Below are 12954 nucleotides of genomic sequence, written 5' to 3' on the forward strand. Positions count from 1 at the left end.
CCCCATTCCCGAAGATGCTAAAACGTGGTCTGAAACCACCCCAACACCCGCCATGCCGCGCCCCATTCTCGCCACCGTCCACACCGCCGCCCTGCGCCACAACCTCGACCGCGCCCGCCGCTCGGCCGTCGACGCCCGTGTCTGGGCCGTGGTCAAGGCCAACGCCTACGGGCACGGCATCGAGCGTGTCTTCGAAGGCCTGCGCGGCGCCGACGGCTTCGCGCTGCTCGACCTGGCCGAGGCCGAGCGCGTGCGCGCGCTGGGCTGGCGCGGCCCGGTGCTGCTGCTCGAAGGCGTGTTCGACGCGCGCGACCTGGAACTGTGCTCGCGCCTGGACCTGTGGCATTCGGTGCACTGCGACGAGCAGATCGACATGCTCGCGGCCCACAAGACCCTCAAGCCGCAGCGCGTGTTCCTGAAGATGAACTCCGGCATGAACCGCCTGGGCTTCTCGCCCGAGCGCTTCGGCTCGGCCTGGACGCGCCTCAATGCGCTCCCGCAGGTCGACGAGATCTCGCTCATGACGCACTTCAGCGACGCCGACGGCCCGCGCGGCATCGAGCACCAGCTCGAGGTGTTCGAGCGCGCCACGCGCGACCTGCCCGGCGAGCGTTCCATCGCCAACAGCGCCGCCACGCTGCGCCATGCGCCGCGCACGCGCGGCGACTGGGTGCGCCCCGGCATCGTGCTGTACGGCAGTGCCCCCGACTTCCCCGAACACGACGCGGCGCACTGGCAGCTGCAGCCGACCATGACGCTGTCGACCCGGCTCATCTCGGTGCAGACGCTGAAGGCCGGCGACACCATCGGCTACGGCTCGCGCTTTGCGGCCGAGGGCCCGCTCACCATCGGCATCGCGGCGGTCGGCTATGCCGACGGCTACCCGCGCCACTGCGACACCGGCACCCCGGTGCTGGTGAACGGCGTGCGCACCCGCATGGTGGGCCGCGTGAGCATGGACATGATCACCGTCGACCTCACGCCCGTGCCCGATGCCGCCTTCGGCGCCGAGGTCACGCTGTGGGGCCGCTCGGCCCTGACCGGCGCGGTGCTGCCCATCGACGAGGTGGCCCAGGCCGCCGGCACCGTCGGCTACGAACTCATGTGCGCGGTCGCGCCGCGGGTGCCCTTCGCACCTGCCGACGAATGACGTGAAGGTTCTTTCCAACTGGCGCTCCGTGCGCCTGTGGGAAACCCAGGTCGAACGCGACCTGCACCGCGATCACAGCCTGCGCACGCACGGCCTGCTGATCGGCACTTTCACGCTGCTGCTGATGTGGGGCGTGTCGGCGCTGCAGATGCACCTGCTGCATGTCGAGTCGCTGGCCGTGCGCTACCTCGTCACGCTGGGCGTGGGCTATGTCGGGTATCTGTGCGTGCTGCGCTGGTGGGCGCAACGGCTGGTGGAGCGGCGCACCGAGATCGAGGCGCCCGAAGACCTGGGCGGCACCACGGAAGGCGCTGACGATCCGGGGTGCGCGACCGACGCCACCGACGGCGGCAGCGGGCTCTCCGATGTCGCCAGCGGCGCGCTCGACGCCGCGGGCAGCGCCGACGAGGGCGCGATCATCGTCGTGCCGGTGCTCGCCATCTTCCTGCTGTGCGTGGCCGTCGTGCTCGGCGCGGGCTCGCTGGTGCTGCTGTACTTCAGCTGGGACGCGCTGCTGGCCGTGGCGATCGAGGTCGCCTTCTCCTATGTGTCGGCCCGCGCCGCGGTGCGCGTGGCGCGCGAAGGCTGGCTCATGGCGGCGGTGCGGCTCACCTGGAAGCCGCTGCTGGGCGCGGTGGTCTGCGCGGTGGCGTTGGGCGCGCTCATCGACCACTTCATGCCGCAGGTCCACTCGCTGCCCGAGGCCGTGCGCGTGCTCACGGGGAAGGCACCGCGCTGAGCAGGTGCTCGACCAGCACCCGGCACTTGGGCTGCAGGTAGCGGCTGGGCGGGTACATCAGCCACGCGTGCCCCTGGTAGGCGCCCTGCAGCGCCCAGTCGGGCAGCACGCGCACCACGCGGCCCTCGTCCAACGCCTCGCGCGCCGTGAAGGCCGGCACGCAGGCCACGCCCAGGTCCGCGAGCGCGCCGTCGAGCCGCATCTCGCTGTGGTTGCAGACGTAGCGGCCGTCCACCACCACCTCGACCTCGTCTTCACCGTCTTTTCGAAAGCGCCAGTGGTTGTCGCGCTCGTGCTCGCCCAGCGACAGGCAGCTGTGCGCGCGCAGCTCGTGCGGGTGCGCGATGGCGCCGTGGCGTGCCAGGTAGGCCGGCGTGGCGCACAGGATGTGCTCGACCGCCATCAGCCGCCGCGCCACCAGCCCCTCGGGTGGCGCCGTGGTCAGCCGCACCACGAGGTCGACGCCTTCGCGGATCGGGTCGATGTCGCGGTCGGCCACGATCAGCTGCACGTCCACTTCCGGATAGGCGCGCAGGAAGTCGAGCAGGTGCGGGTGCAGCACGCGCCGCGCAAAGGCCTTCGGCGCGCTCAGGCGCACCCGGCCGGCCGGCGTGCGCGCGAACTGCGCGCCGATGTCCATCGCGCCCTGCGCCGCCGCCACCAGCTCGCGGCAGCGCGCAAAAGCCTCGGCGCCGGGCTCCGTGAGCCGCAGCTGGCGCGTGGTGCGCTGCAGCAGCTGCACGCCGATCTCCTGTTCGAGCCGCTTCACCTGCCGGCTCGCGGCCGAGGGCGTGATGCCCAGCAGGTCGGCCGCGGCCGAGAAGCTGCCCAGTTCGGCGACCCGCACGAAGGTGACCATCTCGGGCAGCACCTTGAGAAATGAATTCGTTCCGACCACGCAAGAGTCCTGTTCCGGCCGACGGCTGTGCGGCCCTGGTGCCGCCCGGAACAATGCGCCTTCTCTTCTTCTTTCAGGCGCCCCGGGCCGCGGGCAGACAGTATGGATTCAAAGGCGTTGCAAGGTGCGGTCCCGGCAGGGCGCGGGTCGTGGACGGCCGGCTTCGGCCCCGCCGAACTCATGCTGCTGCTCGTGGCGGCGGTCTGGGGCGGCAGCTACGCGGTGGCCAAGCAGGCGACGCAGCAGCTGCCGGTGCTCGAGTTCGTCGCGCTGCGCTTCGGCCTCACCTTTCTCGTGCTGCTGCCTGCGCTGCGGCCGCTGTGGCGCGACCCGCAGTGGCGCCAGGGGCTCGCCGTGGGCGGCCTGCTGGGCGCCAACCTGCTCGCCATCTTCCTGTGCGAGACGTTCGGCGTCTCGCTGACCCTGGCGAGCAACGCCGCCTTCCTCATCAGCCTGTGCGTGGCGATCACGCCGTTCGTCGAATGGTGGCTGCTGGGCCGGCGGCCCGCGCGGCGCGTGTTCTGGGCGGCCGGGCTCTCGGCCGTGGGCGCGGCCCTGCTCTCGGCGCCCTCGCTCGCCAATCTGTCGATGGGGTGGGGCGACGCCCTCATGCTCGCCGCCGCCTTCCTGCGCGCCGTCATGGTGTGCCTCACGCGCCGCCTGGCGGGCCGCCACAACCTGCCGGCGCTCACGCTGACGGCCGTGCAGTCCGGCGTGATGGCGCTGGGCGCGGCGGCGCTGTCGCTGTTGGCCGCGTCGGGCGGGCGCGCCTGGCACCTGCCGCCCGCCACGGCCGGCTTCTGGTGGGGCATGGCGTACCTCGTGCTGCTGTGCACCGTGTTCGCCTTTTTCGCGCAGAACCACGCGGCCTCGCGCAGCAGCCCGAGCCGGGTGTCGCTGCTCATGGGCAGCGAGCCGGTGTTCGGCGCGGCCATCGCGGCCCTCGGGCTGGGCGAGCGCATCGGCGCCTGGGGCTGGGCCGGCGGCCTGCTGATCGTGGGCGCCGCCCTGTGGGTGAGCCTGGCGCCGGAGGAGGGCGGGCAGACGGGGCGCCCCTGACGGCGGAAGGGGGCCGGCTGGGCGCGGCCCCCGGCTCGTGGCATCCTCGGGGGCTGCGGCGTTTCGCCGCCCCCCACAACACCAAGGAATGCAGACATGGGCGCGCAATGGAAAGCCAAGCACAAGGACGTGGCCGCGAATGCCAAGGGCCGGTTGTTCGGCAAGCTGGCCAAGGAAATCATGATCGCCGCGCGCAACGGCGCCGATCCGGCCTCGAACGCACGGCTGCGGCTGGTCGTCGAGCAGGCCCGCAAGGTCTCGATGCCGAAGGACACGCTCGACCGCGCCATCAAGAAGGGCGCCGGCCTCACGGGCGAGGCGGTGCACTTCGACCACGTCATGTACGAGGGCTTCGCCCCGCACCGCGTGGCCGTGATGGTCGAGTGCCTGACCGACAACGTGAACCGCACCGCGCCTGAAATGCGCGTGCTGTTCCGCAAGGGCCAGCTCGGCACCTCCGGCTCGGTTTCGTGGGACTTCGACCACCTCGGCATGATCGAAGCCGAGCCCGCCAGCAAGGACGCCGACGCCGAAGTGGCCGCCATCGAAGCCGGCGCGCAGGACTTCGAGCCGGGCGCCGAAGACGGCACCACCCTGTTCCTGACCGAGCCCGCCGACCTCGACCTGGTGAGCCGCGCACTGCCGGCCCAGGGCTTCACCGTGCTGTCGGCCAAGCTGGGCTACCGGCCGAAGAACCCGGTCGATCCGGCGAGCCTGAGTGCTGCTGACCTGGAAGAGGTCGAGGCGTTTCTTGCCGCCATCGATGCGAATGACGACGTGCAGAACGTGTACGTCGGGTTGGCGGGTTGAGCGCCTGATACTCAGAGCGACGCTCCCGCCGACGGGGAGCCTTGCTCCGCGAATGTCCTCCGCCCTTCGGGCTCCCCCTTAATTTCGCTGCGCAAGGCACCCCATCGGCGTGAGCGTTGGGCAGTGCAGTCGTTGATCGGCCGCACACCACCGCTGCGTCCCGTGCGCGGGACACTGGGTGCTTCCCGCAGCGAAATCAAGGAGGAGGGCGAAGCCCGGGGGACATTCGCGGAGGGAAGTACCCGGTGGCCTGTGCACACGCCCTGAACCTCCCCGCATGAACTGAGCACGCCGCCGGAGACAATCCGCGCCGGAGGAAAACAGTTCAATGACCCATTCGACGAAGAAACGAGCGCCGTCGCGTGCCACACGGCATGCCCTCGGCCTGGCACTGGCCATCGCCGGCTTCTCGGCGCAGGCCCAGACCGAAGCGGCTGCACCGCCCATGGCCGCAGCCTCGACACCCGCCGAAGCCACCCCAGCCGCAACCCCATCTCAAACCCGCGTGCGCTACCTGCGCATGCCCCAGCAGAGCGGCGCCGACCACCTGCGCGTGGTGCGCCGCGAAGACACGGTGGGCCGCGTGGCCGGCCAGGTCGCGCTGAACGTCGCGTTCGCCGTGCTCGGCACCGGCGCGGCCGTGCAGGGCTTCTCGAAGGACGGCCTCGGCGGCACCACGCTCGAAGCGCTGCGCGACGACCCGGTGAGCGTCAACCCGGCGATGAGCGACCTGCAGGAGGCCTTGAGCAAGATCGCCACCGACATCTACCGCCGCCGCACCGAGACCGCGCTCGCCACCGCGCTGACCGACGGCTCGACGCCCGAAGAGATCGAGGCCGCGCGCCAGACGCCGAAGGAGGCCGACTCGCCGCTGGTCCCGGGGTCGTGGCACCTCGTCTACGAAAACCTGATGGGCTCGGACGAACTGTTCCGGCTCAAGTACGGCGCCTCGCTGGGACGCGCGGGCTTCATGCGTCCGCCGATCGGCTGCAGCTACGAATCGGAGCCGCTGGCCTGGACCCAGTGGCAGGCCGACGGCTGGCAGCGGCTGCGCGAGGAACGCGTGAAGATCGTGGCCCGTTGCGTCGAGGCCATCGGCGCCGCGCCCGAAAACCGCTGGTAATCAGCGGCAGGCGGCTCAGTACAACCCGAGCTGCCGCGTTCGCAGCCGCGCCAGCCCCAGCAGCGCGTCGGTGAACGGCGTGGCCACGCCCGTCAGCTCGCCCAGCTCGCGCACCACGGTGACGAGCGCGTCGAGCTCGACCGAACGGCCCGCCTCCACGTCCTGCAGCATCGAGGTCTTGAACGCGCCGAGCTTCATCGTCACCGCATGCCGGTCCTCGGGGCTCTGCGTGATCTCGATGCCGATGCGCCGGCCGATCTCCTTGGCCTCGAGCATCACCGCCGAGATGAAACCGCGCACGTAGTCGTCGCCCATGATCAGGTCGGTGGTGGCGCCGGTGAGCGCGCTGATCGGGTTCACCGTCATGTTGCCCCACAGCTTGAACCACACGTCCTTCTGGATCTGCGGCGACAGCGTGGTGTCGATGCCCGTGCTCTTGAGCAGCTCGACCAGCTTCTGCACGCGCGGCGTGGCCTCGCCCGAAGGCTCGCCCACGATCAGCCCGTTGCCGAAGTGGTGCCGCACCACGCCCGGCCCGTCGAGCGAGCAGCTGGCGTGCACCACGCAGCCGATCACGTTGCGCGAGGGAATGGCCTTGGCAATGGCGCCTTCAGGGTCGACCGCTGCGAGGCGGTGCCCCGTGATCTCGCCGCCGAAACCGCCTTCGAGGAACCACCACGGCACGCCGTTCATGGCCACCAGCACGATCGTGTCGGGCCCGATCAGCGGCCCGATGCGTTCGGCCACGCCGGCCAGCGCGGGGGCCTTCACGGCGATCACCACCAGGTCTTGCACGCCCAGTGCCTCGGGGTCGGCCACCGCGTTCACCGGCACGCGCGTGCGCACGTCGCCGCGCATCAGCGAGAGGCCGTCCTTCTGCAGTGCGTCGAGCGTGGCGCCGCGCGCCACCACGTTCAGGCGCTGGCCTGCCTGTGCGAGGCCAACGCCGATCCATCCGCCGATCGCGCCGGCGCCGTAGATGCAAATCTTCATGGGAACAGGCGCCTCAGTTGCGGTAGCTCGGGTCGATGCGGTCCACCTGCCGCACCAGCGCATTGAACACGTCCTGCCCGGCGCCGTGCGCGGGGCTGAACTGCAGCGCGTCGCGCGTGCAGCGCTGCGCGATCTCTTCGCTCACCGGAATCGCGGCGCCCATCGAGAAGGTCGCCATCTGGATCTCGCAGGCGCGCTGCAGCGTCCACAGGATCGCGAAGGTCTGCGGCAGCGTCTGGCCCCAGGCCAGCAGGCCGTGGTTGCGCAGGATCACCGCGTTGCGATCGCCGATGCTCTTGAGCAGGCGCGGGCCTTCGTCGGCATGGATCGTGATGCCCTCGAAGTCGTGGTACGCCACCATGCCGTGCAGCTGGGCGGTATAGAAATTGGTCTGCTGCAGGCCGCCCTGCAGGCAGGCCACGGCCACGCCGGCCGTGGTGTGCGTGTGCATCACGCAGTGCGCGCCGGGCAGGCCGTCGTGGATGGCCGCATGCACCACGAAGCCGGCCGGGTTCACCGGGTAGGTCGAGCCGTCGAGCACCTTGCCCTGCAGGTCGATCTTCACCAGGTTGCTGGCCGTCACCTCGCTGTAGTGCAGGCCGAAGGGGTTGATGAGGAACTGCTTCTCGCCACCGGTCACGCTGTCGGGCAGCCGCACCGTGATGTGGTTGTAGATCATCTCGGTCCAGCCCAGCATCGCGAACACGCGGTAGCAGGCCGCGAGCTCCTCGCGCGCGGCGCGCTCGTCGGGATGGATCGAGGGATGGACCAGCGCCGACGGCGCGGTGGCGAGTGTGTTCATGGCAGTTCCTTCATGTGATCAACCTTCAGCCGTGAAGCCGACCTCTTTCACGATCGGCGCCCACTTGGCGGTGTCCTTCTTCAACAGATCGGCCAGCTCGGCCGGCGTGGAAGACATGGCTTCCAGGCCGAAAGTGCCGAGGCCGTCGACCACGTCCTTCTGTGCGAGCGCGTTCTTCATCGCCGTGTTGAGCTTCGTCACCAGCTCGGGCGAGGCCTTGGCCGGCAGGAAGAAGGCGAACCATTCGCTGTGCGCCATGTTCTTGATGCCCTGCTCGCCGAAGGTCGGCACATCGGGCGCGAAGCGGCTGCGCTTGGCACCCGACACGCCCAAGATGCGCACCTTGCCCGACTGCAGGTGCTGCGTGATGTCGCCGATGGGGCCCGACACCGCCGAGATGTTGCCGCCCAGGAGGTCGAGCATGGCCGGCTGCGTGCCGCGGTAGGCCGCGTGCTTGAGCTCGACGCCGGCCTGCTTGCCCAGCAGCGCGCCGATGAAGTGCGGCGTGGAGCCCGCGGCCGGCGAGCCGTAGTTGGCGCCGGCCGGGTTGGCCTTGGCCCAGGTGAGGAACTCGGGCACCGTCTTGATCGTGGCCGGCACGGCCGGACCGACCGCGAAGCCGAAGTCGAAGATGCAGGCCAGGCTCACGGGCGTGAGGTCGACCATCGGGTCGTAGGGCAGCTTCTTGTAGATGTGCGGGTAGATCGTGAGGATCGACGTGGGCGTCTGCAGGATGGTGGTGCCGTCGGCCGGACGGCCCTTCACGTAGCTCACGGCGATCTGGCCGCCCGCGCCGGTGCGGTTCTCGACCACGGCGGTCTTGGCGTAGTCGGGGCTCAGCTTCAGCGCCAGGCGCCGGCAGGTGGTGTCCGAGGTGCCGCCGGCCGCGAAGCCGGTGACGATGGTGGCGTTCTCGAGCGCGGCAGCCTGCGCAAAGGCCTGCTGGCCGAGGCTGGCGAGCAGCGCCGAAGCGCCGGTGGACTGCAGCATGTGGCGGCGGGTGAAGGTCATGTCTGTCTCTTTTCGGGTGGGTGAGGAGGGAACAGGATCACGACTCGTCGCGCAGCCAGGTGACCGCGCCCGAGTGGGTCACGGCGCCCTGGTGGGCAGGGCGCACGGTGAGCGCGTATTTTTCCAACAAACCACCGTGCGCCGCCCCCGCGTTTACCTCACGTCCGGCCAGCCGCGACGCGATTTCTTCAGCGCTCAGTTCGACCGAGATGCTGCGCGCCGCGGCGCGTGCATCGATGGCCACCATGTCGCCGTCGCGCAGCACCGCGATCGGCCCGCCGTCGGCCGCCTCGGGCCCCGCGTAGCCGATGCACAGGCCGCGCGTGGCGCCCGAAAAGCGCCCGTCGGTGAGCAGCGCCACCTTGTCGCCCATGCCCTGGCCGTACAGCAGCGCGGTGATGCCCAGCATCTCGCGCATGCCGGGGCTGCCCTTGGGGCCTTCGTTGCGGATGACGATCACGTCGCCCGCTTCGTAGCGGCGGTTCTGCACCGCCGTCTGCGCTTCTTCTTCCGAATTGAAGACGCGCGCAGGGCCGCGGTGCACCAGCGTCTTCAGGCCCGCCGTCTTGAGCAGCGCGCCGTCGGGGCAGAGGTTGCCCTTGAGCACCGCGAGCCCGCCGTCGCGCGTGATCGGGTTGCCCGCTTCGCGCACCACGCGGCCGTCGGGCGCGGCGGCGTCGGCCACTTCCTCGGCCAGCGTGCGGCCGGTGAAGGTGAGGGCGTCGCCGTGCAGGAAGCCCTGCTCCAGCAGCGTGCGCAGGATCACGCCCGCGCCGCCGATGTAGTACACGTCGCGCGCCAGGTACTGGCCACCCGGGCGCAGGTCGGCAATGAGCGGCGTGCGCGCGAAGATCTCGGCCACGTCGTCCAGGTGGAACTTGATGCCGGCCTCGTGCGCGATCGCCGGCAGGTGCAGCGCGGCGTTGGTCGAGCCGCCCGTGGCCGAGACCACGGCGCAGGCGTTTTCGAGCGCCTTGCGCGTCACGACGTCGCGCGGCAGCGGGCCGTCGCCCATCACCGCCTTCATGAGCTGCTTCGCGGCGCGGCGCATCAGCGGCGCGCGTTCGCTGAACACCGCGGGCACCATGCTCGAGCCGATGGGCGCCAGGCCCAGCGCCTCCGACACCATGCCCATGGTGTTGGCCGTGAACTGCCCCGCGCAGGCGCCGGCCGTGGGCAGGCAGGCGCGGCTCATGGCGTCGAGCTCGTCGTGCGTGGCCGTGCCGGCCAGCACCTTGCCAATGGTCTCGTAGGTGTCGACCACGTTCAGGTCGCGCCCGTCGGGTCCGGGCATCTGCCCCGGCAGGGCAGAGCCGCCATGCACGAACACGCTCGGCACGTTGCAGCGGACCATGCCCATCATCAGCCCCGGCAGGTTCTTGTCGCAGGCGCCGATGGCGAAGATGCCGTCCCACTGGTGGCCGCGCGTGGACGCTTCCACGCTGTCGGCGATGAGCTCGCGCGAGATCAGCGAGAAGCGCATGCCCGAGTGCGCCATCGTCAGGCCGTCGCTCACCGACACCACGGGGCATTCGTGCGGCGTGCCGCCGCCCGCGTAGATGCCGGTCTTGGCGTGCTGCGCCTGCTCGCGCAGGTTGAGGTTGCACGGGCTCATCTCGCCGCCCGTGTGGAACACGCCGACGTGCGGGCGCGCGATGTCCTCGTCGTCCTGGCCCAGCGCGTGCAGGAAGCTGCGCGTGGTCGCGCGGATCGTGCCCTCGCGGATGGTCGCGGAGCGGAAGCGTTTCGTGGGGTCGGTGGGCGTGGTCATGCGGCTGGCGAAGGCTGGCTCGTGGAAGGGCGGGGCGTCAGAACATGCCGTTCTTGTTCGCGGCGGTCTCGGGCACGGGTTGCACCACGTCCCAGTGCTCGACGATCTTGCCGTTCTCGAGCTTGAAGATGTCGACGATGGCGCTGCCGCGCGTGCCCGGCTCGCGCACCGCGTTCACATGCAGGATCACGTAGTCGCCGTCGACGAAGCTGCGCTTGATCTCGCTGTGCGACTTCGGAAACTTCTCGCGCAGGAAGGCGATGAACTTGCGAAAGCCCTCGGGCCCATCGGCCGCCGTCGGGTTGTGCTGCACGTAGCGGTTGCCCACGTACTGCAGCGCCGCGTCGGCGTCCTTCTGGTTCAGGCCTTTCTCGTAGAAGGCGAGCACGGTCTGGCGGTTGGCTTCCTGCCGGGCCTGCGAGGTCGAGGCCGGGCCCGTCTGGGCGCAGGCGCCCAGAAGCAGGGCGGCGGCAGCGGCGAAGGCCGCGAGGGTGGTGCGTCGCATCGAAAGTTCCTTGAAAGGGGATCAGTAGCCGTTGGGCGCGGTGGCGCCCGGCGCGGCCTTGTACTTCGCAAGCAGCTGCTTCGCGGCGGCCGCGAGCAGGATGGTGTCGACACCCACGGCCACGAACAGCGCGCCGGCCGCGAGCCACTTGCGCGCCTGCTCCTCGGTGGTCGACAGGATGCCGGCCGCCTTGCCGGCCTTGCGGATGCGCGCGATGGCGTCGGCGATCGCGGCCTGCACCTCGGGGTGGTTGGGCTGGCCCACGAAGCCCATCGAGGCCGACAGGTCGGCCGGGCCGATGAACACGCCGTCCACGCCCGGCGTGGCCGCGATGGCGTCGATGTTCTTCATCGCCTCGACCGTCTCGGCCTGCACCAGCAGGCAGGTCTGCGCATTGGCTTCGTGCAGGTAGTTCGGGTAGGCCTGCCAGCGCGAGGCGCGCGCCAGCGCACTGCCCATGCCGCGGATGCCTTCGGGCGGGTAGCGCATGCCCTGCACCAGTTGCGCGGCCTGCTCGGCGGTGTCGACCATCGGCACCAGCAGCGTCTGCGCGCCGATGTCCAGGTACTGCTTGATCAGCGTGGTGTCGCCGACCGGAATGCGCACGACGGGATGCGAGCGCTGCGCATCGGGCTGCGCCGACCACGCGCTGGAGATGCCCTGCAGCTGCGCGAGCACCGAGCGCACGTCGTTGGGCGCGTGCTCGCCGTCGACCAGCAGCCAGTCGTAGCCGGTGCCGGCCAGCAGCTCGGCCACGTAGCCGTCGCCCAGGCCGACCCACAGGCCGATCTGGGGTTGGCCGGCCTGCAGGGCCTGCTTGAAGGTGTTGAGTGGGGTGTGCATGAAAAAACTCGTCAGACGAAACGGAAGGCGATGGAGCCCAAGGGGCCGTAGTCGGCGTGGAAGGTATCGCCCGGCACGGCGTTGGTGGGGCGCGTGAACGAACCGCCCAGCACGATCTCGCCGGCTTCGAGGCATTCGTCCCACGGCGCGAGTTTGTTCGCGAGCCAGGCCACGCCGGTGGCCGGGTGGTTGAGCACGGCCGCGGCCACGCCCGACTCCTCGATCACGCCGTTCTTGTAGAGCAGCGCGCTCACCCAGCGCAGGTCGACCGCGTCGGGCTTCACCGGACGGCCGCCGAGCACGATGCCCGCATTGGCCGCGTTGTCGGCGATGGTGTCGAACACCTTGCGCATGGCCTTGGTGTGGCGGTCGAACTGCTCGATGCGCGCGTCGATGATCTCGATGGCGGGCACCACGTAGTCGGTGGCGGCCAGCACGTCGAAGATGGTCACGCTCGGCCCCTGCAGCTTCTTGCCGAGCACGAAGGCCAGCTCGACCTCGATGCGCGGCGCGATGAAGCGCGTGAACGGGATGTCGCCGCCCTGCTCGAAGAACATGTCGTCCAGCAGCGTGCCGTAGTCGGGCTCGGTGATCTGGCTGGCCTGCTGCATGGCGCGCGACGTGAGGCCGATCTTGTGGCCCTTCACGATGCGGCCTTCGGCAATCTTGTGCTTCACCCATTCGCGCGAGATGGCGTAGCCGTCCTCGATGGTCATCTCGGGAAAACGCTTGGAGAAGTGCTCGACCTGCACGCGCGACTTCTCGCTCTCGTGCAGTTCGGCGGCCAGTTGGGCGATGGTGGCGGTGGAGAGCATGGGGCTCGCTTCTTTTTTATGATTTGTTGAACAGGGGATGCAGGTTGCTGTGCTTGCCGTCGTACACCTGCCCCGGCGCTTCGTCGATCTGCAGGGTGATGCCGATGTGGCGCTGCGTGAAGACGGGTTCGAAATGCGCGCGCACGGCGGCCAGCAGCTCGTCGCCGGCTTTCTTCTTCACCGCCTCGGAACGGCCCGAGGCCATGCGCAGGTTCAGGTACACGAAGGCGTAGTCGGCTTGGCCGTCGGCCACCGCATAGTGCGCGGCGGGGTAGGCCAGCACGCGCGTGCCGCCCGTGGGGAACACCGGCTTGCCGGCCTCGTCGCGCTGTTCGAGCATGGTGTCGGCCAGCGTGCGGCACAGCGCCGACACGTCGGTCTCGGCCTCGATGTTGGGCGTGTACAGGATCACCAGGTGCGGCATGGTCGTGCTCC

Annotated in this window: 14 protein-coding genes; 5 read left to right on the forward strand and 9 right to left on the reverse strand. The window is 70.1% G+C overall.

The genetic code is table 11. From position 1 onward, the window contains the following. Positions 1-52 precede the first annotated feature (52 nt). Positions 53-1150 carry an alanine racemase gene (gene alr, locus AC57B8_RS10885; protein ID WP_070063521.1) on the forward strand — a complete coding sequence of 366 codons (1098 nt, stop codon included), beginning with the start codon at positions 53-55 and terminating at the stop codon, positions 1148-1150. A gap of 1 nt (position 1151) precedes the next feature. Next, positions 1152-1889, forward strand: a complete 738-nt coding sequence (locus AC57B8_RS10890; RefSeq protein WP_496479613.1) for a hypothetical protein — start codon at positions 1152-1154, stop codon at positions 1887-1889. Here AC57B8_RS10890 and AC57B8_RS10895 read toward each other — a convergent pair. Continuing rightward, complete coding sequence (locus AC57B8_RS10895) at positions 1867-2748, reverse strand: LysR family transcriptional regulator (RefSeq protein WP_496479859.1); 882 nt, start codon at positions 2746-2748, stop codon at positions 1867-1869. The two genes, AC57B8_RS10890 and AC57B8_RS10895, sit on opposite strands and share 23 nt — an antisense overlap. 141 nt (positions 2749-2889) lie before the next feature. Here AC57B8_RS10895 and AC57B8_RS10900 point away from each other — a divergent pair, with 141 nt between their 5' ends. The 3 genes from AC57B8_RS10900 to AC57B8_RS10910 all read left to right on the forward strand — a co-directional run bounded on the left by AC57B8_RS10900 (position 2890) and on the right by AC57B8_RS10910 (position 5779). Next, positions 2890-3846 (forward strand): DMT family transporter, encoded by a 957-nt coding sequence (locus tag AC57B8_RS10900; protein ID WP_496479614.1) that lies wholly within the window; start codon positions 2890-2892, stop codon positions 3844-3846. A gap of 96 nt (positions 3847-3942) precedes the next feature. Further along, a complete protein-coding gene (locus AC57B8_RS10905) occupies positions 3943-4656 on the forward strand; it encodes a YebC/PmpR family DNA-binding transcriptional regulator (protein WP_095949820.1) in 714 nt (237 codons plus the stop codon). A gap of 328 nt (positions 4657-4984) precedes the next feature. Further along, positions 4985-5779, forward strand: coding sequence for a hypothetical protein (locus AC57B8_RS10910; RefSeq protein ID WP_496479615.1), 795 nt, complete (start codon positions 4985-4987; stop codon positions 5777-5779). A 15-nt stretch (positions 5780-5794) separates the two neighbouring features. Here the strand turns inward: AC57B8_RS10910 and AC57B8_RS10915 are convergent, their stop codons facing one another. The 8 genes from AC57B8_RS10915 to AC57B8_RS10950 are packed head-to-tail and all read right to left on the reverse strand — an operon-like array spanning position 5795 to position 12943. Then, positions 5795-6772 carry a 2-dehydropantoate 2-reductase gene (locus AC57B8_RS10915; protein WP_070063517.1) on the reverse strand — a complete coding sequence of 326 codons (978 nt, stop codon included), beginning with the start codon at positions 6770-6772 and terminating at the stop codon, positions 5795-5797. 13 nt (positions 6773-6785) lie between these two features. Further along, positions 6786-7574 carry a class II aldolase/adducin family protein gene (locus tag AC57B8_RS10920; RefSeq protein WP_070063516.1) on the reverse strand — a complete coding sequence of 263 codons (789 nt, stop codon included), beginning with the start codon at positions 7572-7574 and terminating at the stop codon, positions 6786-6788. Positions 7575-7592: 18 nt separating this feature from the next. Continuing rightward, positions 7593-8585, reverse strand: a complete 993-nt coding sequence (locus AC57B8_RS10925; RefSeq protein ID WP_496479616.1) for a Bug family tripartite tricarboxylate transporter substrate binding protein — start codon at positions 8583-8585, stop codon at positions 7593-7595. 37 nt (positions 8586-8622) lie between these two features. Further along, positions 8623-10356: a dihydroxy-acid dehydratase gene (ilvD, locus tag AC57B8_RS10930; protein WP_354345255.1), complete on the reverse strand. Its 1734-nt coding sequence runs from the start codon at positions 10354-10356 to the stop codon at positions 8623-8625. A 37-nt stretch (positions 10357-10393) separates the two neighbouring features. After that, positions 10394-10861, reverse strand: a complete 468-nt coding sequence (locus AC57B8_RS10935) for a nuclear transport factor 2 family protein (RefSeq protein WP_070063514.1) — start codon at positions 10859-10861, stop codon at positions 10394-10396. 21 nt (positions 10862-10882) lie between these two features. Then, positions 10883-11704 carry a 4-hydroxy-2-oxoheptanedioate aldolase gene (hpaI, locus tag AC57B8_RS10940; RefSeq protein WP_062476863.1) on the reverse strand — a complete coding sequence of 274 codons (822 nt, stop codon included), beginning with the start codon at positions 11702-11704 and terminating at the stop codon, positions 10883-10885. A gap of 11 nt (positions 11705-11715) precedes the next feature. Further along, a complete protein-coding gene (gene hpaH / locus AC57B8_RS10945; protein WP_496479617.1) occupies positions 11716-12519 on the reverse strand; it encodes a 2-oxo-hept-4-ene-1,7-dioate hydratase in 804 nt (267 codons plus the stop codon). Positions 12520-12535: 16 nt separating this feature from the next. Then, positions 12536-12943, reverse strand: a complete 408-nt coding sequence (locus AC57B8_RS10950; RefSeq protein WP_492733347.1) for a 5-carboxymethyl-2-hydroxymuconate Delta-isomerase — start codon at positions 12941-12943, stop codon at positions 12536-12538. Positions 12944-12954: the final 11 nt, after the last annotated feature.

Source organism: Variovorax sp. BGA-UO-ETr-C22 (assembly GCF_059567965.1).